The sequence below is a fragment of the Methanococcoides mangrovi genome, assembly GCF_052057775.1.
In the GTDB taxonomy this organism is placed as follows: domain Archaea; phylum Halobacteriota; class Methanosarcinia; order Methanosarcinales; family Methanosarcinaceae; genus Methanococcoides.
Genome location: NZ_CP195121.1, coordinates 471,547 through 496,002, shown reverse-complemented (window position 1 = coordinate 496,002; position 24,456 = coordinate 471,547). Strand labels below are relative to the sequence as shown.

At 46.3% G+C, this 24,456-nt stretch carries 22 protein-coding genes and 2 pseudogenes; 14 read left to right on the top strand and 10 right to left on the bottom strand.

What is annotated here, in order from left to right; translation table 11 throughout:
* Positions 1-47: 47 nt before the first annotated feature.
* Positions 48-1,397: a monomethylamine:corrinoid methyltransferase gene (locus tag ACR3I3_RS02525; protein ID WP_440953010.1), complete on the bottom strand. Its 1,350-nt coding sequence runs from the start codon at positions 1,395-1,397 to the stop codon at positions 48-50.
* Between the two features lie 218 nt (positions 1,398-1,615).
* On the opposite strand from ACR3I3_RS02525, the pseudogene mttB (ACR3I3_RS02520) reads away from it, so the two are divergent.
* From mttB (ACR3I3_RS02520) to ACR3I3_RS02480, 9 genes and pseudogenes are all read left to right on the top strand, one after another.
* Positions 1,616-3,106, top strand: a pseudogene (gene mttB / locus ACR3I3_RS02520) ([trimethylamine--corrinoid protein] Co-methyltransferase).
* Positions 3,107-3,169: 63 nt separating this feature from the next.
* A complete protein-coding gene (gene mttB, locus ACR3I3_RS02515) occupies positions 3,170-4,657 on the top strand; it encodes a [trimethylamine--corrinoid protein] Co-methyltransferase (protein ID WP_440953009.1) in 1,488 nt (495 codons plus the stop codon).
* Between the two features lie 55 nt (positions 4,658-4,712).
* Positions 4,713-5,363, top strand: a complete 651-nt coding sequence (locus ACR3I3_RS02510; RefSeq protein ID WP_440953008.1) for a methyltransferase cognate corrinoid protein — start codon at positions 4,713-4,715, stop codon at positions 5,361-5,363.
* A 246-nt stretch (positions 5,364-5,609) separates the two neighbouring features.
* The gene (locus ACR3I3_RS02505) at positions 5,610-7,100 is read left to right on the top strand and encodes a trimethylamine methyltransferase family protein (RefSeq protein ID WP_440953007.1); all 1,491 of its coding nucleotides are present in this window, start codon (positions 5,610-5,612) and stop codon (positions 7,098-7,100) included.
* A 257-nt stretch (positions 7,101-7,357) separates the two neighbouring features.
* Positions 7,358-8,005: a methyltransferase cognate corrinoid protein gene (locus ACR3I3_RS02500; RefSeq protein WP_440953006.1), complete on the top strand. Its 648-nt coding sequence runs from the start codon at positions 7,358-7,360 to the stop codon at positions 8,003-8,005.
* Between the two features lie 17 nt (positions 8,006-8,022).
* Positions 8,023-9,402, top strand: a pseudogene (mtbB, locus tag ACR3I3_RS02495) ([dimethylamine--corrinoid protein] Co-methyltransferase).
* Between the two features lie 101 nt (positions 9,403-9,503).
* The gene (locus ACR3I3_RS02490; protein WP_440953005.1) at positions 9,504-10,898 is read left to right on the top strand and encodes an APC family permease; all 1,395 of its coding nucleotides are present in this window, start codon (positions 9,504-9,506) and stop codon (positions 10,896-10,898) included.
* Positions 10,899-11,000: 102 nt separating this feature from the next.
* Entirely contained in the window at positions 11,001-12,353 is a 1,353-nt protein-coding gene (locus ACR3I3_RS02485; protein WP_440953004.1) for an APC family permease, read from the top strand.
* Positions 12,350-12,853, top strand: coding sequence for a pyruvoyl-dependent arginine decarboxylase (locus tag ACR3I3_RS02480; RefSeq protein WP_440953003.1), 504 nt, complete (start codon positions 12,350-12,352; stop codon positions 12,851-12,853). Before ACR3I3_RS02485 ends, ACR3I3_RS02480 begins: the two co-directional genes overlap by 4 nt.
* 57 nt (positions 12,854-12,910) lie before the next feature.
* On the opposite strand, the gene ACR3I3_RS02475 is transcribed toward ACR3I3_RS02480, so the two are convergent.
* Both ACR3I3_RS02475 and ACR3I3_RS02470 read right to left on the bottom strand, forming a co-directional pair.
* On the bottom strand, positions 12,911-13,963 hold the full coding sequence (locus ACR3I3_RS02475; RefSeq protein WP_440953002.1) for a decarboxylase: 1,053 nt from the start codon (positions 13,961-13,963) through the stop codon (positions 12,911-12,913).
* The gene (locus ACR3I3_RS02470; RefSeq protein WP_440953001.1) at positions 13,960-14,937 is read right to left on the bottom strand and encodes a deoxyhypusine synthase family protein; all 978 of its coding nucleotides are present in this window, start codon (positions 14,935-14,937) and stop codon (positions 13,960-13,962) included. Before ACR3I3_RS02470 ends, ACR3I3_RS02475 begins: the two co-directional genes overlap by 4 nt.
* A gap of 117 nt (positions 14,938-15,054) precedes the next feature.
* On the opposite strand from ACR3I3_RS02470, the gene ACR3I3_RS02465 reads away from it, so the two are divergent.
* From ACR3I3_RS02465 to ACR3I3_RS02450, 4 genes are all read left to right on the top strand, one after another.
* A complete protein-coding gene (locus ACR3I3_RS02465; RefSeq protein WP_440953000.1) occupies positions 15,055-15,597 on the top strand; it encodes a pyruvoyl-dependent arginine decarboxylase in 543 nt (180 codons plus the stop codon).
* Positions 15,598-15,697: 100 nt separating this feature from the next.
* Entirely contained in the window at positions 15,698-16,378 is a 681-nt protein-coding gene (locus tag ACR3I3_RS02460) for a metal-dependent transcriptional regulator (protein ID WP_440952999.1), read from the top strand.
* Entirely contained in the window at positions 16,365-18,335 is a 1,971-nt protein-coding gene (gene feoB / locus ACR3I3_RS02455; protein WP_440952998.1) for a ferrous iron transport protein B, read from the top strand. Before ACR3I3_RS02460 ends, feoB begins: the two co-directional genes overlap by 14 nt.
* A 134-nt stretch (positions 18,336-18,469) precedes the next feature.
* Positions 18,470-18,643 (top strand): hypothetical protein, encoded by a 174-nt coding sequence (locus ACR3I3_RS02450; RefSeq protein WP_440952997.1) that lies wholly within the window; start codon positions 18,470-18,472, stop codon positions 18,641-18,643.
* Positions 18,644-18,671: 28 nt separating this feature from the next.
* On the opposite strand, the gene ACR3I3_RS02445 is transcribed toward ACR3I3_RS02450, so the two are convergent.
* The 7 genes from ACR3I3_RS02445 to ACR3I3_RS02415 form a co-directional block, all read right to left on the bottom strand.
* Positions 18,672-19,457, bottom strand: coding sequence for a C15orf41 family protein (locus ACR3I3_RS02445; protein ID WP_440952996.1), 786 nt, complete (start codon positions 19,455-19,457; stop codon positions 18,672-18,674).
* Positions 19,450-20,094, bottom strand: coding sequence for an endonuclease III domain-containing protein (locus tag ACR3I3_RS02440; RefSeq protein ID WP_440952995.1), 645 nt, complete (start codon positions 20,092-20,094; stop codon positions 19,450-19,452). The genes ACR3I3_RS02445 and ACR3I3_RS02440 overlap by 8 nt, the downstream gene beginning before the upstream one ends.
* A gap of 135 nt (positions 20,095-20,229) precedes the next feature.
* Positions 20,230-20,757: a hypothetical protein gene (locus ACR3I3_RS02435; protein ID WP_440952994.1), complete on the bottom strand. Its 528-nt coding sequence runs from the start codon at positions 20,755-20,757 to the stop codon at positions 20,230-20,232.
* A 27-nt stretch (positions 20,758-20,784) separates the two neighbouring features.
* Positions 20,785-21,633, bottom strand: a complete 849-nt coding sequence (locus ACR3I3_RS02430; RefSeq protein ID WP_440952993.1) for a ribose-phosphate diphosphokinase — start codon at positions 21,631-21,633, stop codon at positions 20,785-20,787.
* Between the two features lie 94 nt (positions 21,634-21,727).
* A complete protein-coding gene (gene moaC / locus ACR3I3_RS02425) occupies positions 21,728-22,207 on the bottom strand; it encodes a cyclic pyranopterin monophosphate synthase MoaC (protein ID WP_440952992.1) in 480 nt (159 codons plus the stop codon).
* A 17-nt stretch (positions 22,208-22,224) separates the two neighbouring features.
* Positions 22,225-22,404: a hypothetical protein gene (locus ACR3I3_RS02420; RefSeq protein WP_440952991.1), complete on the bottom strand. Its 180-nt coding sequence runs from the start codon at positions 22,402-22,404 to the stop codon at positions 22,225-22,227.
* 12 nt (positions 22,405-22,416) lie between these two features.
* The gene (locus tag ACR3I3_RS02415) at positions 22,417-23,862 is read right to left on the bottom strand and encodes an NAD(P)H-hydrate dehydratase (RefSeq protein WP_440952990.1); all 1,446 of its coding nucleotides are present in this window, start codon (positions 23,860-23,862) and stop codon (positions 22,417-22,419) included.
* A 115-nt stretch (positions 23,863-23,977) separates the two neighbouring features.
* Between ACR3I3_RS02415 and ACR3I3_RS02410 the strand changes: the two genes are divergently transcribed.
* Complete coding sequence (locus ACR3I3_RS02410) at positions 23,978-24,289, top strand: hypothetical protein (RefSeq protein ID WP_440952989.1); 312 nt, start codon at positions 23,978-23,980, stop codon at positions 24,287-24,289.
* The last annotated feature ends 167 nt before the right edge of the window (positions 24,290-24,456 follow it).

Sequence of the window (24,456 nt, the reverse complement as noted above, 5' to 3'; positions counted from 1 at the left end):
TCTGCATGTTCGATTTTATATATAACATATTCCTTTTGCTGAAAACATCATTGTCCTGCGAGGTTATATACCTCATTCAGGACCTTGTTGTGCATTTCTGAGTATTCCGGTGTAGGTTCGATCTTATTTACGTCATAGCATTCAATGAAATGCTTGCCAATTTCAGGCCGGTTAAGATGCTTACTGTATTTCTTATACAATTTGTTGCAAAGGTTGTTCGCATCTTCAAAAGAAAGGTTCGTGGCCAGTTCGGCCATCTCGAGCATGAACAACGCATCCAGTCCTCCGGCGTGATCGATCATTTGCATTGAATTTGGCGCTGGTCCTGCAAGCATATCCACTCCACAGACAGTAGCTGAGATCGTCTGAACTGCGGTTTCGTAGAACATCATTTCGGTGCATGGTCCTGCGGTATTAACGATGTCCAGTCCGTGAAGGATCTTTGAGTTTGTTGTAAGTGCAAGGGAAGATATGCCTGAAGCCCAGAGTGTCTTTGCCGTCGATGAGGCACCGGTCTCGGAATCGGCAGGGCTGCTGAAGTATATATCAGCACCGTTGATTACCTTTGATTTGAAGGCTTCGGCTATTATAACAATTGCCAGTTGTTCAGGCGTTTCGACCGTGTTTCCTCCGAGGATCACGATCTGGTCTGAAAGGTAGGGAAGCCCCATTCTTCCGTAGTGTATGGATTTTGTGATCGAATCAACGTTAACTTTCATATCTACAGCATTGTAGATCTCATGCATGGTCTCTTTCCCTGTGATAATCTCATTGGCAATTGATAGTGATGCCCTGATGTCACCGATGGAAGGCGGGGTGCTGTAGCACATTTTTGGTCGGTTCTCCAGAGTGCAGGCATTCTTTACCATTTCAATGGAACGATATGCACTATACAGTTCCATTGGTGTACTTAAAAGAGCACCTTTGAAGCTGTTCACCATTGATGCAGGGGAAAGCATAGCCATGGCTCTCAGTTTGGCATATGAGCGATGGATGGGGGCATAGTATTCATCTGATGCGGGGGCTGAGCATGGTCCTCCCCAGATCGATGGCATACGTTTGTCAAGAATTTCCCTGAAGTGTATGCTGGTACTGTCCACGCCTTCTCCCAGAGTAACAGAACTTCTTGCATTCTGCATCGAGTCAATGAGCTCGTATCTTTCGGGTTTGACGATCCTGTTGGTACCCGTTGTAAAAAAGCCGGCAGTCTCTACGAGATCAAGGGCCGCAAGGTATGCCCGGTCTGCCATGGTGGTATCGGAAGGTACAAGCTGATCTTCATCAAAAACGATATCATAGCTTTCGGCAAGTTCGAGGCTGGTATCAAATACTAGTTTCTCATGCCCTGTTTTTGTTACTTTTTTGCCGTTAAACATCTGGTCGACTATGTTCTGCATGATTCTCTCCTTTAAGTTACATTTCATTGGCTATAATATTTTGCTACTTTATGGTTCCAGTTAGTTTTGTTTATTTTCTTCTTTCTATTTATATGACTCGCAAAAAAATGAGCAAAAAACAAAATACTTATATACAAGAAAAAATTACAGTTAGAAAACCTTAAATATTACAAAATTAATTACTCAATAACTAACATTGACTATTGGAGGTCTAAAATATGATGAATATACATTCTTCCGGAAAGTCCACGATGCAGGGAATCGACCTGGGTCTCTTCTCAATGGATGAGCTGAAAGCTATCCATTATGCGACCCTTGATGTTTTTTCCGATCCCGGTATCATGGTCACGGACGCTGAAGCAAGAGGGCTTTTCAAAGAAGCAGGTTGTGATGTCGATGAGATCACACAAATGGTAAGGATCCCTGAGCATGTCGTTGATGCGGCTTTGAGGGTTGCACCTTCAAGGTTCAGGGTGTATGGTCGTGAAAAGAAACACACATGTGTCATGGAAGCCGATGGGAAGGTTCACTGGACGAATTTCGGTACCGGCGTGAAAATGAGTGCTTACGATGAAAGTTCAGGGAAATATGTCCCTCGTGACAGTACTGAACAGGATATCGTGGACACTGCAAAGATATGCGATTGGGCTGACAACATTGATATCTACTGTATGGCTCTGTCCGCAATGGACGTTGCCGGATTTGGTGCAGCGGATCTTCATGAGACGATCGCAGCATTTACCGGTACTTCCAAACATGCAATGCTTGACCCTGTGGATGAAAACTTCGATCGTACTTTAAAGATGATGGAAGCTTTCTATGGTGGGGATGGTGAACAGGCACGCAAGAAACCTATTGGTTCGATGTGCATGTGCCCAACAAGCCCGTTAGAACTTGGTGACAATGCATGCCAGATGCTTATCAACAGTGCACGTCAGGGTCTGCCTAATGTTATCATCAGCATGGCAATGGGTGGTGCATCATCTCCTGTACATCTTGCAGGTACTCTTGTCACTCACAACGCTGAAGTCCTGGCATCAGTTATCCTTGCACAGCTTGCTGAACCCGGCGCACCTGTCTGGTATGGTAGTTCCACGACATCCTTCGATCTTAAGAAAGGAACTGCTCCTGTAGGCTGTCCGGAGATCGGGCTTATCAGTGCTTCTGTTGCAAAGCTTGCGCAGTTTTACGGTCTTCCTTCCTTCGCTGCCGGTGCATAGGCAGACGCTAAAACCGTAGATACGCAATCTGGTCATGAGAAAACCATTACTGCAATGATGCCTGCTTTTGCCGGAACGAACCTTATCTATGGCGCAGGTATGCTCGAGCTTGGAATGACCTTCTCTATGGAACAGCTCCTTATTGATAATGATATTATCGGTATGGTAAAAAAGACTTCTGAGGGTATTCTCGTGAATGAAGAAACGCTCTCCGTTGATGCGATCAAGAAAGTTGGCGCCGGAAAGAATTTCCTTTCCCACAAAACAACAATGAGCAACATTGACCTTCCTTCAGATCCGATGCTCTTTGACAGGACGATGTATGGTGACTGGGAGTCAGCAGGCGGAAAAGACCTTCTTACCGTTGCACACGAAAAGGTCAATCAGGTCATGGCAAACCATGAGGTACTGCCAATAGATTCTGACATTCTGAAGGACATGATGGCAATCGTTGAAGAAGGTGACAAAGCTTTCCTTGCCAGCCACTGAGCTCAAAACCGAAGTTCGAACCGGTTGGTCCGAACTTCTTCTTTAAAAACAGAGGTGATTATTATGGCATCTACAATGAATGATCTGCTTTCCGGTATGAGGCTGGAAGCACTTACAAACGAAGAACTTGATCTTATCCATCAGACCACTCTTGATGTACTTGAAAGGGTGGGAATCCGTACCGATGATCCTGAAGCACTTGATTACTATGAAGGTGCAGGTTGTTCGGTCGATCGTAACACCAATACTGTGTACATTCCAGGTTACCTTGTGGGGGAAGCTATTCGCTCAACTCCAAAGAATATCAAACTTTATGGTGTGGACAAGAAAAAAGACATTGTGGCAAAAGCATCTGATTCCAATGTCCATTGGAGTCCTTTCGGCGTCGGTTTCCAGATGTTCGATTATGATCCAAGTGGTAAACACGGGGTTCATGATGCTACAGAGACAGATCTTGTTAACTCGATGACGATCCTTGATTATTGTGACAGTATTGATAGGGCTGATACTCCTATCACTGTTACCGATATTGCAGGAAAGGGTCATTGTGACATTCATGAGCTGTACATTGGTTTGACCAACACTACCAAACCTTTCTCACTTGGTGCATCCGAATATGAGAATTTCGATACCTATCTTGAAATGAACAAAATGGTATATGGTGGCGATGAAGAACTTGCTGCAAAGAGGCCAATTTTCTTCTCTTGCTGCTGCCAGACAAGTCCTCTTGAATCTCCTACCAGAGATTCCCAGCTCATCATCAAATGTGCTGAGAACAACATCACAAATGAAGTTATCAGCATGGTGATGGCTGGTTCAACAGGTCCTGTAACTCTTGAGGGTACTATTGTTACACACAATGCAGAGGTTCTTGCAGGTCTTGTTCTCGCTCAGATCGTCAATAAAGGTGCTCCTGCGTTCTACTCTTCTGCGACCACCATGATGGATCTTAAGAATGGTGTTGCAGCTACAGGTTCTCCGGAAATGGGACTCCTGAGCCTTAGTTTTGGAAAACTTGCACGACATTACGGAATGCCTTCTGGTATTATTGCCGGTTGCTGGACCGACAGCAAACTTCCTGACGTTCAGGCAGGTTTTGAGAAAGCTATGACTGCAATGCTGCCGGCTTTTGGAGGTGCTACTACTGTATTCGGTGCCGGAGGCATTGAGTCAGGGAATACTATGAGTCTGGAGCAGCTTGTAATAGACAACGATATTATTGCAATGACCAAGCGCCTTCTCAATGGTTTCAACGTCACTAGTGAAAGCCTTGCTTTTGATGATATTCAGAAAGTCGGTCCTGGTAAGCATTTCCTTGCCGTTAAATCAACACGTATGGGCATGGATTCTCAGTCGTTCCCTTCCATTTTTGACAGGAGGATGCGTGGTGATTGGGAGAATGATGGTGCAAAAGATGCTCTTGCAATTGCAAATGAAAAGGTGCAGGAGATCCTGAAGACTCACAACCCATGTGGTCTGGATGCTGATATTGTTGCAGATCTGAAGGCACTTGTTGCTGAGAAAGACAAAACGTATGTTCAAAAGGCCTGATCTTGGGCCTTTAACTCAATATTAAAAAATAAAACAGTAAGAAGGTGATTAAAATATGGTTACACAGGATGAATTAAATGAAAAAGGTAAAGCTGCAGTGATGGACTTTGATGGTGATGTTGTTGCAGAAATTGCAGAGGAATGCATTTCAGCTGGTCTCGATCCGATTGACCTGATCCAGAATGGTTTCACTGCCGGGATCAATGAAGTTGGGACTCAGTTCGAGCAGGGTTCTCTTTTCCTGCCTCACATCATTGCTGCTTCTGAAGCAATGTCTGCTGGCGTTGAGGTTCTGACCCCTGTGCTTGAGAATCTGAGTGCACAAGCCGAGGATAAAGGCACAGTCGCTATCGGTACCATCGAAGGTGATATCCACACCATCGGCAAGGACATTGTTGCGACCATGCTGAAGGTTGCGGGCTTTAATGTCATCGATCTTGGAAGGGATGTTCCGATCGCTGATTTTGTTGAAGTTGTAAAAGAAAAGAAACCGGCAATCGTTGGTTCTTCTGCATTGATGACAACAACCATGGTCTTGCAGCTTCAGGTCGAAGAGCAGCTTAAGGAAGCAGGTGTTCGTGACACTGTGAAAACAATGGTCGGCGGTGCACCTGTGACTCAGGACTGGGCAAACCGTATTGGTGCGGATATCTATGCTGAGAATGCATCTGACGCAGTTGTAAAATGCAAGGCTGCATTCGAATAAGACAGTCATGGGTGGTGGATGCATTCATTCTGAGTGTATCCTCCATTTCCTGACCTCCTTCCCAACCAGCCCCTCATCTCTCAGTACGTTACAATCTCCCATTTCATCACCCCACTGAAAAACGAGATGGGGGGCACAACTCCAAAAGATCTGCTGTAATCATTTTTTATCCGGGAGGTCCTTAGATGGATCTGGTGTGGCAGGTGTTTTTAAATATTGTCTAAAAAACTATAGGATGGTAATATTATGGAAGTCTCAAATGCTTCGGAAGCTGACACATATGCTGATGGACTTGAACTGGATCTTATGGGTAAAGATGACCTTAAAGCACTTACTCATGTATCAACACAAATTCTGGAAGAGATCGGAATTCAAAGTTCTGATGAAGGCTCCCTGAAACTTTATGCGGATGCGGGATGCGAAGTGAATCTTGATACTATGGTTGCAAAGATCCCTGAACATCTTGTAATGGAATCCATAAGGTCTGCGCCAAAGGCCTTTAAACTTGCTGCACTTGATCGGAAAAAGGATTTTAAGATCAGTTCGGGATTCGGTTTCAACCTGGGTCCGTTTGCAGTAGGTGTGCAGTGTATGGATTATGGTGGAAATGGCAATTATGTTGTTCGTGAAAGCACTTCTGAAGATCTCAGGAATGCAACGATCATTGCTGACTACTGCGATAATTACGTGGTTGGTGATGCCTGCGTTGCTGCCAGGGATCTGGAATCTGTTGCCAGGCCTTTCCATGAAATTCTCATTTCCATGACGAACACGACAAAACCGTTTGCATACAGTGAACCTGACGGTCATTCGTTCGATGATTATTTTGAAATGACGAAGATCGCTTATGGTGGAGATGGGGAGCTGGCCATAAAAAGGCCACTTGTAAATGTCGTCTGTTGCCCGACAAGCCCTCTGTCCATGTGTGACAATACGGGAAGGGTCATCATTGAGGCTGCCCGGCGAAATATTCCAAACCATATAATAAGTATGGTAATGGCCGGGGGCACAGGCCCTATCACGCCGGAAGGCACTCTTGCGGTTCACAATGCTGAGATCCTTGCAGGTATCGCCCTTTCCCAGATCACAAACAAAGGAGCTCCTGTCCTGTACGGTTCAGCCACTACTATAATGGATATGAAGACTGCAGGGGCTGCAACCGGTTCTCCTGAAATGGGGATGTTCTCGGCGGCAGTAGCAAAGATCGGTCAGTACTATGGCATTCCTACCAGTGTGGCCGGAGCATGGACTGACAGCAAACTTCCGGATGAGCAAGCAGCTTTTGAAAAAGGGATGACTGGTATCCTCCCTGCTGTTGCAGGTGCGGATCTGTTGTTCAGCGGTGGTGTGCTTGAAGGGGGGCAGACATTATCGCTGGAGCAAATGGTCATAGATAATGACATGTTCTCGATGTTCAGGAAACTTGCCAGAGGTTTCAGTTTTTCAGAAGACAACATGCTTTTCGATGAGATCCGGAAAGCGGGTATCGCTGGGCATTACCTTTCAAAACCATCCACTCTTGAACGCATGTCTGAGCAATCATCTCCCTGTGTCTTTGACAGGGATGTGCGTGAGTCATGGGTGAAACAGGGTTCCAGGGATGCTGTTGCTGTAGCTCACTCTGAGGTTGTGGATATACTGAAAAACCATGATCCCTGTGGCCTTGATGCTGAAATTGTAAGGGATCTTGAGCATTTTGTGAAAGAAAAGGACCTTGAACATTCCAGAAAAGCATAATCTCTGATTTTTCGGCAGGATCTACTGCTATTCTTTTTTGTTTTTTCTTTTACTTTTTGTCTTTGTTCTTCTCCTTTATTCTCTTTCTGCCATTTCGTCTCTTTATTTAAATAAATCTGTTCAAAACTGCAAATAAAAGATATATTTATATATTAGAAAATAAGCAAGACAACAAACTTTATATATTATAAAATTTAACATTAATATGGTTATAGTCCGGCTACCCGGGCTCTTTCAAATGTAACAGGTGAATAAAAATGAAAGATGAAACAACACTTCAAAGCATTGGGGATTCACTGGTCAACATTCAGGAGGATGTAACATTCAATTTAATTGAAACGGCTATAGATGCCGGTTTTAGTCCTCTTGAGATCATTGAGAATGGTCTCTCCCCTGGCATGCTTGCTGTCGGTGATCATTTTGAGAGGGGGGAAATGTTCCTTCCACAGGTCATGATGGCTGCAACGCTGATGGGAAAATGTGTGACTTCCCTGAATGAGAAGATGGCTGAAAATGAGGCCTCTGAGAAAAAAGGTGTCATTGTACTCGGGACTGTTGAAGGGGATGTGCATGATATCGGCAAGAATATTGTGAAGGTCCTTCTCAACGTCAATGGGTTTGATGTCCACGATGTTGGCAGGGATGCGCTTCTCGAAAAATTCGTCGAGAAAGCAAAGGAAGTGAACGCCGATATCATTGCATCTTCCGCTTTGATGACAGGAACAATGGAGGCAATGGGTGATCTTGAAACTGCCCTTAAGGATGCAGGAATTCGGGGCAGTGTCAAGACCATTGTTGGTGGTGCACCTGTGACCCAGTACTGGGCGGACAAGATCGGTGCTGATGCTTACGCAGAAAATGCAGGCGAAGCAGTTCAGAAAGCTGTCGAACTTATGCGGGCCTGAAGCAGGAGGTTTTTCAAATGGAATATGATCAGCGTATGGGTGACGGTCGTCTTGTAAGGATGACAAAAGAAGCCATCCGTGAAGATATTGAAGCAGGTGCTGCTGATGCAGCAGACAGGGGAAAGATCCCTACACTTTCTGATGATGATGTGGAGCGTTTACTGGATATCATGGTAATGCCAGGCAAGGCTGTCACTGTTGAGATCGGTAATGAGGTTGTTATGAGTACCGATGTTGGTCACTCTGCAATTGACGGTAACTACAGTGAATGTGGCGGGTCCGGTATTCCCCTGAGTGCAACGTCTGGAAACCAGATCCTGGAGCGTTCCATGGGTGCAGACTGCACAACCTTCCTTTGGTATGATTATACCTACAAGGCTATCAAGGCGGTCATCACACAACAGCAGCAGGAGCTTGAGTCTATCCTCATGAACACCATCTGCCCATGTGCATTTGGTGCAATGCCAAATCTTGGTGCCTACTACAAGCCGGATGGTCCTTTTGAAAATGTCGGTGACATGATGTCAGAAGGCAGGATCATGGAAGGAATGGAAGTCTACGAGCAGGCAGCAGAAGCAGCCACTGAGGATGTTTTCTGGGTGGCAAAACAGGTTGCCAAGGTCGGTGTTGACAATATCATGATCGACACCGCAGGTGCTGCAGGTGATGGTGATCTTCTTGCTTCCCTTAAGGCAACTGAGATCATGAAAAAAGAGCTCGGGATCTCCGTTGAGATGGGAATGGCCAACGAATACGTCCTTGGTGTCCATGGTGGAATGCAATATGCCGGTGAGAGGCTTGCAGGCATGTATGCACACCAGCTTGTGAAAGTGGCTGAAAAAGCAGGTGTTGACATCTTTGGTCCTGTCTGTAACACGAACACACGCATGTCAACTCCCTGGAACGTTGCAAGGGCTGTGACCTTCCTTCAGGAATGTGATCGTGTATCCGAAATTCCTCTCCATCCTAACATGGGAATGGGTGTAGGTGGTATCCCGATGGTCGAGAACCCAACACTTGATGCTGTGACAAAGGCATCAAAGGCAATGGTCGAGATCGGTGGTGCTGACGGTATATAGGTGGGCGTAGGCGACCCTCTCGGTGTTACCCTCGGTCACCACATGGCTTCAGGAATGAACGGTATCCGCACAGCAGGTGATCTTGTTCTGAGGATGGAGATGCAGGGTATGAGGATCAATGAAGCAAAAGAGTACGTTGCAGCTAAGCTCGGAGTTGATGTTCTGGACCTTGCTGATCCTTACAGGATGAAAGAAGTAAGGCAGGAACTTGGACTTGGTACTGTTCTTGCAATACCAGGCGAACCTAAGGGAATGAGGGCCAAGGCAAACATTGCAGAAGTCCTTGACATCGAAATTCCATGTCTGAACAAATTGTGATCTAAAAATAAACTAAAACAAGATTCGGTGAAGCACAAAGGTAAGATCGTTTGGCCCTTGATCACCTTTGCGCCTCGCCTAGCATAAAGCAGGTGATAAATATGTCTGAAAATAAAAATACCCTTCGCAGGGGAGCATCGTGGACACTTGGAGTATTCCTTGTGATTACCGGCCTTCTTGACTGGATCTATCTGAGTGGTCCTGCCATCGAAATGGTCGGTAAGTGGGCACCTCTGGTATGGGTTATTACAGTAGGTCTGATGGCGATATCGTGTTACATCTTCCTTGAAATGGCCATAATGCACAAGGATAAGGCTGGTGGTATGGCTACATATGTTATTGAAGCATTCAAGAACAGAAGCTCTGTTCCTGGTCTGCTGGCAATGTGGGGTTATGTTACCTCATGGGGTCTCGCAGTAGCTGCGATAGCAACATTTGCAGGTTATTTTGTCCAGTTCTTTATTCCTGATTTCAACATCGTGATCGGGGCATTGGTTATTGTTATTGGCTGTTTCTTTATGAACCTGTTAAGTGTGGATATTGCTAACAAAGTTCAATCACTTATCATACCGGGAATTATCGCATCGATTGCTGTAATTCTTGGAGCATGGGTGACCCAACCGGTTCTCACCCCCGACTTCTCCCAGGTGCAATTGTATGTAAGCGGTGACAACACCATTGTAACATTCCTGGGTGCCTGTCTCTTGATCTCATGGTCAGCATATGCAATGGAGGCTGTCCTCACGCTGATCGCAGAGTACAAGGACCCTGTAGCTGATGCCAAGAAGTCAGTATATGGTGCTGCAGCTATCTTCATGGTAATGACAGTAGGTATCTGTGCTTCACTCACCTACTTGCTGCCTCTTGATATCGTCCTCAATGATCCGTTCACACCTCTGCTGCCTCTGGCAGAAGCTACCTTTGGAACAGCATATGCCTATGGGCTGGGTATCCTTTTCATAATCGGCCTGATCCTTGGTGTTAACTGCTGCTTCATTGCATCTTCAAGGGTCCTTTATGAAGCTTCTTCACTCGGGTATTTGCCGCGTATCTTCTCAAATCTCAACAAGAACCAGTCACCAATAGGTGCACTTGCATTCATCCTGCTGATCAATGTGGCATTGATCCTTGGTGTCGGAGAAGCGCCGGTCTTCATGGTCGTTGCCGGTACTATCGGTTACCTTGTAACTGTGATCCTGGCAAACTTCTCCATCTACTTCATGAGAAAGGATTTCCCTGATGCTGAGCGTGAGTTCAGGGTCCCGGATTTCTTAATTCCTGTGAGCATAGGTATAGGTATCATTAATATCATCTTCCTCGTAGTTGGAAGTACCTCATACACGATCGGAAATATTGCAGTTGGTGTCGGAGTCCTTTTGAGCGTGTTCCCACTATACTGGTACAGGACAAAAGTGGAGGACAGAAAAAGTGTTGCAGGATCTTCTTCATTTGCAGTTGCAGCTGCCGAACTGGAAGTAGAGAGACTTGAGAAGTAATTCTGTTAAAGACACTATATTGGTTTAAATCTAAAGAGTTATGGTCTTCATAACTCTTTTTTTGTTTGGATGGAGGAATGATTAAAATTTGAAGGTAAGAAGATGAGTGATCTTAAGAATAGACTGGAACGGACGATCACCTGGAAGACCGGGTTGTTCGTGGCCCTTACCTGTGTTCTTGATTGGTTCTGGCTGACGGGGACAGCTATTGGTCTGGTGGGTAAATGGGCAATTGCTGCATGGGCTACAGCAGTTATTCTTCAGGGATTGGCATGTATTGGTTATCTCGAAATGGCGACCATGTTCAGGGATTCGTCCGGAGGTCTTCCTACATATGTGCACGAAGCATTCAAAAAATACGGTGAGTTCCCCGGAGCACTGGCTTCATGGGGCTATGTCATAGGTTGGGGTGCAGCACCTGTAGCAATTGTAATATTTGCAGGGTTCTTTGTCAAAGAAACGATAATTCATTCTTTGAACATAACGCTCTTTGCATTGATAGTCCTCTCAGTTGTATATCTTGTGAATTACTTTGGGGTCAAAATATGGAGTAAGGCAAGCACTTTCATTGTTATTACCGCTTTTATTTCTCTTCTTGTCTGTATAGGAAACTGGTTATTCCCTTCCCCGGAATCCGTAAATGCTATTGGTTTCGGATATTCGGCCCGCGATGTGGGTTTTTCGACTTTTATAGCTGCAGTGTTCATACTTGCATGGTCTGCATATGCATCTGAGGTCGTACTTAATATCACAGCTGAATACAAAAATCCGGTTAAGGATTCTAAAATAGCATTGTTTACTACCATTTTGATCTTTCTTTTCGGGACGGCTTTCGTAAGCATCACGTATATGAAAATGCTTCCTCTGGATACGATTTTGAATCATCCTTATACTCCCCTTTTGCCTCTTTCTGAACATCTGATGGGATATGCCGGACAGTTGGCTGTCACTTTTGCAATGGTCGTGGGTCTTTTCCTGAGCATGAACTCATGCTTTATTGCATCGTCCCGCGTCCTTTTCCAGATGGGGAGGACAGGTACGTCGATCAGACAGTTTGGATATCTAAATAAGTACGGATCTCCTGCAATTGCGTTATTAGGGGTTTTTGCTCTCAATATCGTTATGATCACTATACTGGGGGAACAGCCGATAGCAATTATGCGTGCGGGGGACGTTGGTTATTTTGGCACTATTATCCTTGCCAACATCGCTTTCATATTATTAAGGCGCGACAGGCCGGATGCAGAAAGGGGCTTCCGTGCACCTGATTTCTATGTATATGTTTGCGGTTTGCTTGCAATAGTAAATCTTGTGGTCGTAGTAGTTGGTACCTGGGAATGGGGTCTGTTCCGTACTATGGTCGGTGCTTCTCTCTTGCTGACATACCTTCCTTTCTATTTCTACAGGAAGAAAGTTCAGGACAGAAGAGAATATTCTGGGGTGAGGTTCCTATGATCCCTTCTAAGGTTTTCATGACAAAGGGAGTAGGTATCCACAAGGACAAACTTGCCTCTTTTGAGCTTGCCTTAAGGGATGCAGGTATCGAGAAGTTCAATCTTGTATGTGTATCCAGCATTCTACCTCCTAAATGCAGAGTTGTTACAAAAGAAGAAGGACTTCCCGACCTTGCCCCCGGTGAGATTGTCTATTGCGTAATGGCAAGGAACGAAACAAATGAGCCTCACAGGCAGATCGCTGCAGCCATAGGGAATGCAGTCCCTCTGGTCGAAGAGAACTATGGCTATATTTCCGAGCATCATTCTTTCGGGGAGACTGAGGAAAAGGCAGGTATCTATGCCGAAGATCTTGCTGCCACGATGCTGGCAACGACCCTGGGAATCGATTTTGATGCGGATTCTGCCTGGGAAGAGCGTGAGCGGGTGTACAAGGCAAGTGGTCATATCATCAGTACGACCAACATATGCCAGACAGCGACAGGTGACAAAAAAGGGTAGTGGACCACCGTGGTGGCTGCAATGGTATTCGTAGATGGTCGGTCTGAGTACTGACCATCAGTCTATTATCTCTGTTGGGATCTCTTCCAGGTCACAGAAGTTGGACGTGAAATTGTAAGCTCCTGCATTGATGAACACGATCTCATCGCCGATCTCAGGCTTCTCCTTAAGGTACACACGGTATCTGAAAAGGTCCATTGAGCATGGTGTACAACCCTTGATCACATAAGGTTCGCCTGCATTGTTTCCGACCTCGCCTTCAATTCTCAGTTTCACAGGTACGAGGATAGCATCCATGTCACTGTTATAGACCGAGGCGTTCACGATGATATTGTTTTCATAGACACCTGTGATGTAGGTGATGAGCTTCCCGGCGGGTGCCGAAATGAACCTTCCCGGCTCTATCATGAGCTGTATGTTCTTCTCATGCAGCCATTCCCGAAGCTCCCTGAGACGCCTGAAGATGCTGCCGACGACATCGACGTTGGTGTTGGCATATTCTGAAGGAAGACCTCCTCCTATGTTGAGGATGTCTATGTCCTCAAGTGTCTCTTCTGACAGGACGTCTTCGATGTCCTGCTGTATCTTCCACTCGTTGACGTTCTGTGTCTTCCTGTGAAAATGTACCCCGAGCTGTTCGATGTGAGGATCATCCTTAAGCTGTGCAATCCTTTCATTGATGACGTCGGAGGTCATTCCAAATACGAAATACCTCTCGGTCCTGAGGGAATGCTCCTTGAGCTTTAAGCGGAGCAGGAGTTTGATCTTCCAGTCGGTGGCCTCCATGGCGGAGAGCAGGATGTCCAGGTCGAACTCGTTATCAACTGCGAAGAAACGGATCCCTTTGTTGTACAGCTCTTCCACTATCTCCGGTGTCCAGCCCTGTGCCAGGAAAAGTACCCTTGACATGTCCTTTATATGTTTGAGCTCATTGGTAGTGTGCACGCTCAGGAGCCCGTCGGTGTTCTCCTCGATCATAGGGGTGACCCTTGGGTTCGTCTTGGAGCTGAAGGCGGGGATGTCCACGACCTCACGGACCTTGTTGTACTGCTCAAGGACCACTTTCTTTGATAATGTGAATTTTGGTGACGGGACGTTCGAACTGCTCATTTTGCCACTCCACTGTCCTCAGTGTTCTTTTTCAGGCTTTCCAGTATCCCATCCTCTGCAAGCTCATCAAGTGCATGTATCATGGCAAGTGGGAATGTGATGCTAACGTCTCCGATAACGGTGGCAACATCGCTCTCGTCCTTGACCTTTCCCCAGGACTTCGCTTCGTTGGTGTTGGCCCCGGACATGCTTCCCGAGGTGCGGTGGGCAGTTGTCATATATACTGCGTACTCGGCACCTCCATTGAGGAGTGTGCTCAGGATGGCATGGTGCTTGGATATCGACCCTCCCAGTGCGATGACGCCTTTGCGTTCATCGAAGCTGCTTGCGAACAGGATGTTCCCGAAGTCCTTGACCACATCAACCATGAAGTCAGGGTGGTCCTGCTGGAACAGGTACAGGTGGAAACCGAATGCACCGTCGGTGATGGCCGGGCAGAATATAGGTACGTTGTTCCTTGCTGCCTGATAGAGGATGGAACTCTCGTCGTCGAGCATCAGCCCGATCTCCCGCAGCATATCCGAGACAGCCCAGCGTTTTTGTTTTTCGTAAAGTTCCTTGAGCATCCTCTCGATGAGGCTCTCGAAGTTCATGTAACTCTCATTTTTGATGAACAGGTTCCCCACACGGTTGATCCCTTTCTCGTGCAGTTCCACATCATCCGTCTGGAAGGAACCGATCTGGAAATCCTCGCCAGTTGCTTTCATGATGTCCTCTTCAAGGCCGCCAACGGTGGTGACGATGACATCGGCAATTCCAAGCTCGATAAGCTGGGCGAAGAACCCTCTCAGACCGGAGGTGACCATGTTGGAGGTAAATGTCAGGAATACCTTTGCAGAATCCTTCTTCATCTTAACTATTACTTCGGACGCCCGCTGGAGCTCAACGCTCTGGAATCCGATGTGTTCGTAGGAATCGACAAGCTCAGACACTCGCATGTCCTGCTTCCATTTCAGGTCCTTGACTTTTACCATTAAATATCACCGTAGAGTATGGGTGATGGAATCCCGAAATCATATATAAATGTTGGTCTGTTCTGTGGCATCCTGTCTATCGAAACATATTTATCTCTCCCTTTTATAGGCATCTCTATGATCCCCAGAAAAGCATTTGTTGTAAAAGGAACCGGTGTCCATAAGGACAGGCTTGCTTCATTTGAGCTTGCACTACGGGACGGGGGGATCGAGAAGTTCAACCTTGTGACTGTTTCCAGCATACTGCCTCCTAACTGTGAGGTGGTCTCAAAGGACGAAGGGCTTGCTGAGCTTAGCCCGGGCCAGATCGTCTACTGTGTCATGGCACGCAACCAGACGGATGAGCCAAGACGCCAGATCGCAGCTGCCATCGGGAATGCTGTTCCTGTAGAGAGCAAGGACTATGGCTACATCTCCGAGCATCATTCCTTCGGGGAGGACGAGAAAACCGCAGGGATCTATGCCGAGGACCTGGCGGCTACCATGCTTGCCACGACACTTGGTGTCGAGTTCGATGCTGACTCTGCCTGGGAAGAGCGTGAGCAGGTCTACAAGGCAAGTGGCCACATATTTGATACCACTCACTATTGCCAGTGTGCCCAGGGGGACGAAAACGGGCTCTGGACAACGGTTGTTGTCGCAATGGTATTTGTGATCTGAAGCGTTTGTGAAATCCGAATAATTTTCGGTATGCAGAACCAAAATTTATATATCCAAATCATAAGTTATAGCCACTCATTACATTAATGTGTGAATGAAAATGACTGCAGACCGCATTGAAGAATATCTTGAAACGATACTTTCTCTCAGTAACAACGGCGAACTTTCTGTCAAGAACAAGGATGTGGCCGATGAGCTTGGCGTATCACAGGCTGCGGTCTCAGAGATGGTCCAGAAGCTCACAGATGGGGGGCTTGTTGACCACCAGCCCTATCAAGGCATAAGGCTGACTAAGAACGGGCTCATGCAGGCAAGAAAACTGAGGCGTAAGCACCATGTGATCGAAAAGTTCCTATCGGAGGTCCTCGAGATCGACCCCGACGTCTCCCACAATGAAGCATGTGGACTTGAACATGCGGTATCGGACATTGTTGTGGAAAGCATGTGCAGGTTCATGGGCAGTAATAATATTGACTGTAATCCCGTTGATGAGGACGAATGCTGCCTTTTCAAAGAGAGTTATATTGCATTGTCCGATCTTAAGGAAGGTGACAGCGGAACAGTGGTCATGATGACCCTGCCTGACTCAACTAAAGAGCGTCTGACATGCCTTGGACTGATCACCGGGGAAAATGTGGATGTCAAGCGCAAGCAGAAGCAGGGCTCTACTTCTATCCTGACACGTGGCACCGAGATTGCCCTTGGAAACGAGATCGCAAGGAAGATCTTTGTGCGCCTGGGTATAAGAAAGAGGCATAGGCGCGGAAGTGGTAGAAATTAATACGGCTGCTGAAGTTGCTACCGAAAGGTCCGTTTCTTCAAAATATGATATGACCATCGCCTTTGTGGGCAATCCCAGTGTGGGTAAAAGTGCATTCTTCTCACGCCTTACCGGCATTGGCGTGGTGGTGGCGAACTATCCCGGTACAACAGTGGAGCTGACACATGGCAGTATCAATGTGGGCTCCAAGAAGATCGATGTGGTGGACCTGCCGGGGATATACTCTCTTGGCGCTTCCACGGAAGATGAGATGGTCTCAAAAAGATACCTTCTGAGGGAGTATCCTGATGTTATCATCAATGTTGTGGATGCCACCAGGCTTGAAAGGAATCTCTACCTTACCTTGCAGCTCCTGGAACTGGATATCCCGATGGTGCTGGCCCTCAACCAGATGGATGCTGCAAAAGAGATGGGCCTGGATATCGATATTGAAAAACTTTCAGACTCCCTTGGCGTACCTGTGATCCCCACGGTCGCCACCAAAGGCCTCGGGCTTGATGATGTTGTTCTCTCAGCTCTCGATGAGGACCTTTCGGGTGAGAAGAAACGCAAGGTACATTATGACAATCACATCCTTCGTGCCATCAAAAGACTGGATGAGGATTTTCCTGAGGTGGGGTATGGCATCAAGGTCAGGGCACTTGAAAGGGACGCAGAGTTCGTTAAACTTAGCTGCCGTCCCCACGATGCCGATCTGTTGCTCGCTGCTTCCGGTTCCATTACCGAAGAGATCGAAAAGGCACACGGGATGCAGATCTCGGATACCATAGCACGTGACCTGTATGGTGAGGCCGGATACATTGTTGATCAGGTGACCACGCAGGTCGAACGCAAGGCAACGCTCAAGGATAAGATCGACTCCCTGCTCACTTCCGAGTATGTGGGTATCTCCGGTCTGATCGGTGCTCTTCTAATTACGTTCTACATTGTTTTCACACTCGGAGGTTTCCTTGAAGAGGGCATCGTTTCCCTTTTTGAGACATACCTCATCTTCCCGGTGGATGATATGCTTGCAGGCTCCTCCCCGATATTAAGTAACGTGATCATCTATTCCCTACTGGGAGTTGAAGCCGGGTTTGCCATAGCGATACCGTATATCGCGGTGTTCTATATCATCCTCTCACTGTTCGAGGATTCAGGATACCTTACGAGGGCTTCCTTCCTTCTGGACAACTGGACTCACAAGGTAGGTCTCCACGGGAGGGCTATCATCCCACTGATCCTGGGTCTTGGATGCAATGTGCCTGCCATAATGTCCACAAGGGCTCTCAACACCATGCGTGAAAGAAGGATCGCATCGATCCTGATCGCGCTCACTCCATGCTCTGCAAGGACCGTGATAATCCTGGGACTTGTGGGTACCTTTGTGGGTTACTGGGCAGCTATCTCAATATACGTGCTTGAACTGTTCGTGATCTTCGCAACAGGATGGGTCCTTGGAAAAGGTCTTCCGGGTGAGAAGACCGGTCTTATCATGGAGATGGCACCATTGCGCAGGCCTGACCCGAAGGCCACTTTCCAGAAGACATGGTTGCGTGTGCGTGAATTTGTTTACGTGGCATTCCCTCTGCTTGTGGCAGGCAGTGCCCTGCTGGGTCTGCTTGACGCAATTGGGGTGCTGGAGGTCTTCCAGAGTGCTGTGGAGCCACTATCAGTGGGTGTGCTGGGACTGCCTGCATTTGCAGCAACCGCCCTTATCTTTGGCATACTCCGCAAGGAAATGGCATTGCAGATACTGGCTGTGCTTGCCGGTACTGCGAACTTTGCCCAGGTCCTGACGCCGATACAGATGTACTCCTTCGCTGTGATAACAACGATATACATTCCATGTGTTGCAACCATTGCAATACTAAAACATGAGCTTGGCTGGAGGGATACAGCACTCATATCCATGTTCACGATATGCCTTGCTCTGCTTGCAGGTTTCCTGATCAAGGTGGCAGGCATGATGCTCTGATATGACTGAAAAGTGCCTTTTTTGCTGAATTGTCTTTTATGACCTATTTCGGCAGATTTTAATAGTACTAAACGAACAGTATTATGATGACCCGTATTACAGCTTCACCACAAAAGAATACAATAAGTGCTCTGATGGACATCTTTGAAATGAGCAACCTTCGGGATCCTTTCCTTGATGAGGTCAGCAGCATGCTTGAGATCGTGGGTACCCATGGCTCTATAACAGAAGGGGCTGTGGCCTATGAAGATGAGGAGATATATCATGTTCATACGCTGAGCATAATGAATCCTTCAAAAAAGAAGTGAGTTTTAAGAAATTAACTTTGATCCGGGCTTAAATGCTTAAATTCAAAAGTGTTTCAATTTCCATATTTATCTCGGGGCTGTGATCCCTGTAGAATTTATGATCGCGTATGATGTTTCCTTCCAGTTCCAGACCGTCAATGTGGCCATACCAGTAGATAACCATTCCCGTACCATAATCCCTTTCATAGTACTGGAACTGTTTTTTCACGTAATGTGCATGCTCTTTTTCATCTCCGAACATTGCCTTGCTCTCTATCCACTGGATCTCAACACCATCAATGTAGATCGGCTCATCCAGAAGGAAATCCGGGGTCTTTTGCATTCCCATTTCCCTGAGGTCTTCCTCAGTGATGTACTCAAGTTCTTTATAGGCCAGCCATTTTTCAATGATCTTCTCTCCCATCTGCCCGCGTACAGATTGTGCCCTGTGGGCTTCAGGTGAGAAGAAATGGTCCTCATTTATTGCTTCGGTGATCTCTCTTGCAAGCCTTCTGTTCTTAAGTGAATCGAGATGCTTCATGACATATTTCTTGGAGTATCCGAGCTCTTTGATTATGACGGATGCCATTAGTGTGGCGGGTACTTCATTGTTCTTTGCAAGCACAATGATGCTCATGCCTTTGTTCCATAAGTAGAGGTAATTTCTGCTTTTGCTCTGGAGACCATGCATCTTCCTCTTGACCTTCGAGACCATCTTCTGGTTAAGTATTGCAGCAATAACTCCTGTGGGTTCGTTGAACTTTATTGCAAGTTCATCGATATTTTTCGGATCGTTAACACTTTCATATATCCGAAGATAGGTACTCTTATCCATTTTTTACCTCTCTGTCTTTGAACCTATGCAAGAGTATGCAATCATTACATTGCTTCTTTCCACAGTAGTTCTTTGCATATTCTACTATCAAAGCATGGTATTCTTTGTATAGTGGAACCTCTGATGGAAGTTCTGATTCAAACAGTCTTTGAAGTTGCATGTAGTTTCCTTCAATTCCGATGCATTTCATGATGCGAGTGGTATATGCATCGATAACGAACTTCGGTTTGTCTGCTGCATAGAGGACGATACTGTCTGCAGTTTCGTTTCCCACACCTTTGAGCGAGAGCATAAGGTCTCTCAATTCTTTCGTAGGCAAACTGAAGATATTATCCATCCCTTCTGTGGCAAAGAACTCTGCAATATCCTTAAGGCGTCTTGCTTTCTGGCGGTAGAATCCACAACATCTTACAAGGTCTTCGATCTGTTCCACATCCTCAACTGCAAGTTTCTCAGGCTCCATAAGGTCGGAACTTTTGAGGGCATCTATTGCCTTCTCAACATTTGTCCATTTTGTCTGTTGTGTCAGTATTGTACCGATCACTACCTCAAAAGGGGTGTCAGCAGGCCACCAATGCAGGTGTCCGATCTTTCCGAGGAGTGTCTCGTAGATGCTACTGACAAGTTCGTTTTGCATGTGTCTTAAAAGATGTTTTCTTATTATATAATATGGGCGTTCGTCTAAAAAAAATATTGGAAAGTAAAAAAGAAAATATGGTTGGGTTAAAGCACCAAAAGTCTGGTACTAAATATGTGAAGTTTTCCGGAACCCTCAGTTCCAGAACTCCTTTTCGTAGTCCTCGGGCAGGTCATCAAGCTTCATTATCCTGTCAAGCTTGCTTTTTGCCGCACTGTCTCTTTCAGTGGTCTCTACTATAACCTCGGTTTCCTTTTCTTCAGCAGTAGCTTCATGTGAGTGGATCACCGTTGTATGTTCGGTCTCCATCACAATCTCTTCATGGATCTCAGGTTTGCGAATAACAGGCTCTTCCCTTTGAATAGCTGGTTGCTGTCTTGAGTTTTCACTTTCGTTCCTGATATCCGGCTGTCTGTTGTCCCTTTCGACCCTTCTTTCCGGATCTTGATATGTGAATGGTGTTGGTTTATTGCCAAGGCGCATACGTGTCTCTTCAGCGTAGGTATCCATCACACGCTCTGACATGTTGCTTTGTTTGTGAGTTGAACGGTATCCGATGGTACAGTTCTCCTCTCCTGTTCTCCAGTCAACATGGAAGAGATGACATTCCTTTCCCTTGCATTGTAATTCATTGTCCAGTGGGCATCTTTCGGGTAACACCATTTAAAACCACTCCGGGTTGTCGTCCATTTAAAGCTTCTTCAGGAAATCTGCAATTAGAGGTGCAACACTGATATGACTTTGTGCTTTCTCCAGAGTGTCAGTGGCAATTACCTCATGGACACCTGCATTGTAAAGTCTCAGTACACCGTTCTTGGTAAGTACCGGATGCACGCATGCGATGTAAACATCCTTTGCACCCTGGCTGCGTAACAGTTTGATGGACTCTGCCATGGTACCGCCTGTTGCGATCATGTCATCTATGAGTATGATCTCCCTGCCGGTCACATCGATGTTCTTTGTCTTGATGGTGACAGTGTCGCCGGACAGCCTTGTCTTCTCAAGATAGTCGTACTCTATACCGACATCAGCAGCAGCACTTTCTGCAAGTGCGATAGCTCCTGCGTCAGGGGAGATGATAAGCGGATTCTCCAGGTTGAGTGACCTGATGTAGTTACCCAGAAGGTGGGATGCATCAAGATCGAAGGAATCGGCACTGAAGTGCTCAAGGATACTCTTCTCGTGAATGTTGATGGTTATGACCCTGTCCGCCTTGATGGTACGGGCAATGGCACGTGCACTGATGGCTTCTCCTGACTTGAAGATCTTGTCCTGTCTGGCATAGCCCATGTAGGGTATGACCACGGTGATGGTTGGTGCATCCTCGCATGCGTCTATCAGCTGTAAAAGTGAGACAAGGTCAGAATCAGTGGGTGTGCTCTGGATGATGGTAACATCATCGGTTATGTCTTCAATTACTCTTGTGTAAACCTCTCCGTCGGGGAATCGGTTGAACTCGCAAAGGGATGGTTCAATGCCCAGTTCTCTTGCAACGCGTGATGCGAGTAACTGTGATGCAGGTCCTGCTATGATTTTCAAAGAATTACCTCTCTTTATATAATTTGTAACTTTTTTAGTAGTGATAAACTGTTATGAACAATAATTCCTCTCTATTGCATTGAACCATTAAAAGTCATTGGTTTGTCAGTTGCTCTTTCACTTTCTTTACAACATGAATATCTTTGATAGCAGTGGATGGATAATTCCCTGTGTCGTCTTTCTCAGCGGATTTGACCATGTCCCATATCGTAAGCAATGCTACAGAAACTCCTGTGAGGGCCTCCATTTCAACCCCGGTCTTTCCAACGGACCTTACCTCTACATTGGCCGTAATTTCAGTATCCTCTACCTCGAATTCCACATCGATCGAGGTAATGGGTATCTGGTGGCACATGGGTATCATTTCCGGGACCTTTTTGACCGCTAATATGGCAGCGGTCCTTGCAGTTGCAAGGACATTGCCCTTTTCGACAGTTCCATTTCTGATGTTTTCGATGGTCGGCTCTGTAAGGCTTATACTTCCGGAAGCCGTGGCATACCTGCTTACAATCTCCTTGTTACTGATATCGACCATGTATGCACGGTCATCCTTTATGTGACTGAATTCCTGCATCTGATGATTCTCTCCGCTTAGTCGATACGCACCTGTTTTCTCTGTTCATAGTCCTCTACAGCGTCTGTAACCTTTGACAGAAGTTCCTTTGCCTCGGCAATGGACAGTTTCACGATCTCCTCATCCTCGCCATGGCTGACAACTATGCGTACCCTGTTCCTTTCAATGTCTACTACTATATTTCTACTGGTGTCCATTTTACCACTCCCTTATTTCATCACTTCTGTGATCCTGTCTATAACATCTGTTGCAAGCAGTCCGTATCCTTTATCCTTAAAGGCAAGGTCTCCTGCTGCACCATTGATGAATGCCGCACAACATGCTGCCTCCATTGGTGAGGCTATCGCAAACAGTGCTCCTGTTATTCCTGCGAGCACATCGCCTGTGCCGCCTACTGTCATTCCTGCATTGCCTGTGGTATTGATCGCAACCCTTTCCCCGTCACTGATGGTATCTTCTTTGCCTTTAAGGAGTACTGTCAGGTGTTTCCTCCCGGCAAATGACTGTACATCAGCAGCACATTCTCCTCCCCGTGCTCTGAACTCACTTGCATGCGGGGTGATGATCATTTCGATGCCTTCTGTCACAGGCAGGTCAATTGCATAGAGCCCGTCGGCGTCCACTACCACTTTTTTACAAAGGGGTATTATCCTTGAAACTGTGGTCTTTGTTCTTTCTTCTCTTCCAAGTCCCATTCCAATGACGACCACATCATGCGACGCTATCAATTCTGTTATCGTCTCCATGTCCTCTTCACAGAGGACATTCGATGAAAGCGGTCTTACTATCATGTCAGGGGAAAACGATGCAATGGTCTTTGCAACACTAACAGGGGCAGCGACCGTTACAATATCGGCACCTGTGCGTAATGCCGCCATGGCCGCAAGTGCAGGTGCACCGGAATAAGGTCCCCCGCCTATGATAAGGATCCTGCCAGACTGGCCTTTATGACTGTCATCACGTCTTTTTTTGAGCACTTTCAGGTCTCCTGAGCCTACATATCTCTCAGCATCTGAACAAACTCCGATGTTAACAACCTTTACTTCTGTTGTGTATCTGGCTGCAAGAGGACTCTCAAGTCCCGTCTTCATCTCATGAAAAGTGAGAGTTATGTCTGCTTTCACAGCTTTGTCAACATCGCCACCTTCAGGATCGAAACCTGATGGGACATCGACAGCGATCACGGGTCTGCCGGATTCATTGATCATGTCTATGATCGTGGATTCCGGTTCCCTCAGTTTTCCACTGATACCTGTTCCAAGAAGTGCATCTATGATGACATCAGCGTTGCCTGTCCATCCCGAATCCTTAAGCTGTGATGAATCGGTAAGTTCAAGTATCCCTTCGATATTGCAGTGTTTGAGGATACTGAAATTGTGCTTTGCATCATCGGTCCTTATTCTGGATGCCTGTCCTACAAGTGCGACATATACCTCTATGTCCGGCTCTGATGAGAGGTGTCTTGCAGCAACGAATGCATCTCCTCCGTTGTTTCCCCTTCCTGCAATGAAAACAGCCTTTCCGCTACCTATACGTTCCTTTACTTCACGTGCAATGGCCGCACCTGCGTTCTCCATGAGCTGCAACCCTTTGAGGCCAAGGTATTCGCAGTTCGCATCGATAGCCTGCATTCGCGAAGATGTTATCGACTTCATGTTCCCTCTGTTATTCTTTTGTTTGCATCGTATTTAGATGTATCAATAATGTCTGTATGTTGCTGCCAGATATTTTTTAAATATCAATAGTTCCAATTATCATTGGGGTAATATCATGGGTGACAGCATTATTGTTGAGATCGCACAGTTCAGGCTTGGAACTGGTGTTTCCGATGGAGCATTTCTCGATGAAGCAAAAAAGGTCCAGGAACATTTTCTTGAGAAGCAGGGTGGGTATATTGACAGGGAACTATTGAAAGACGAAGATGGTCTGTGGATGGACATTTTGCACTGGTGTTCCATGGAAGAGGCACAAAGGGCTTCCGAAGCTATGATGTCCGATCCTTCCACACAAGGTTTCATTCAAATGATCGATCTTTCAAGTGTTAATATGTTACATCTGGTGCAACTAAGTTCCTGGAAATAATGGAATGTTCGAAAATGCCCTTATTTCTTCTTTTTCCATGTTGAAGAAATGACCATATTCCTGTAAATTTGGCATGACCATCCTCAGGGCGAAACTATGTGGCAGATTGCCGATCTTGGCTGCTGCGCAAGTTAGTGCATATCTCCATTAGGCACGTTGTTCATTTT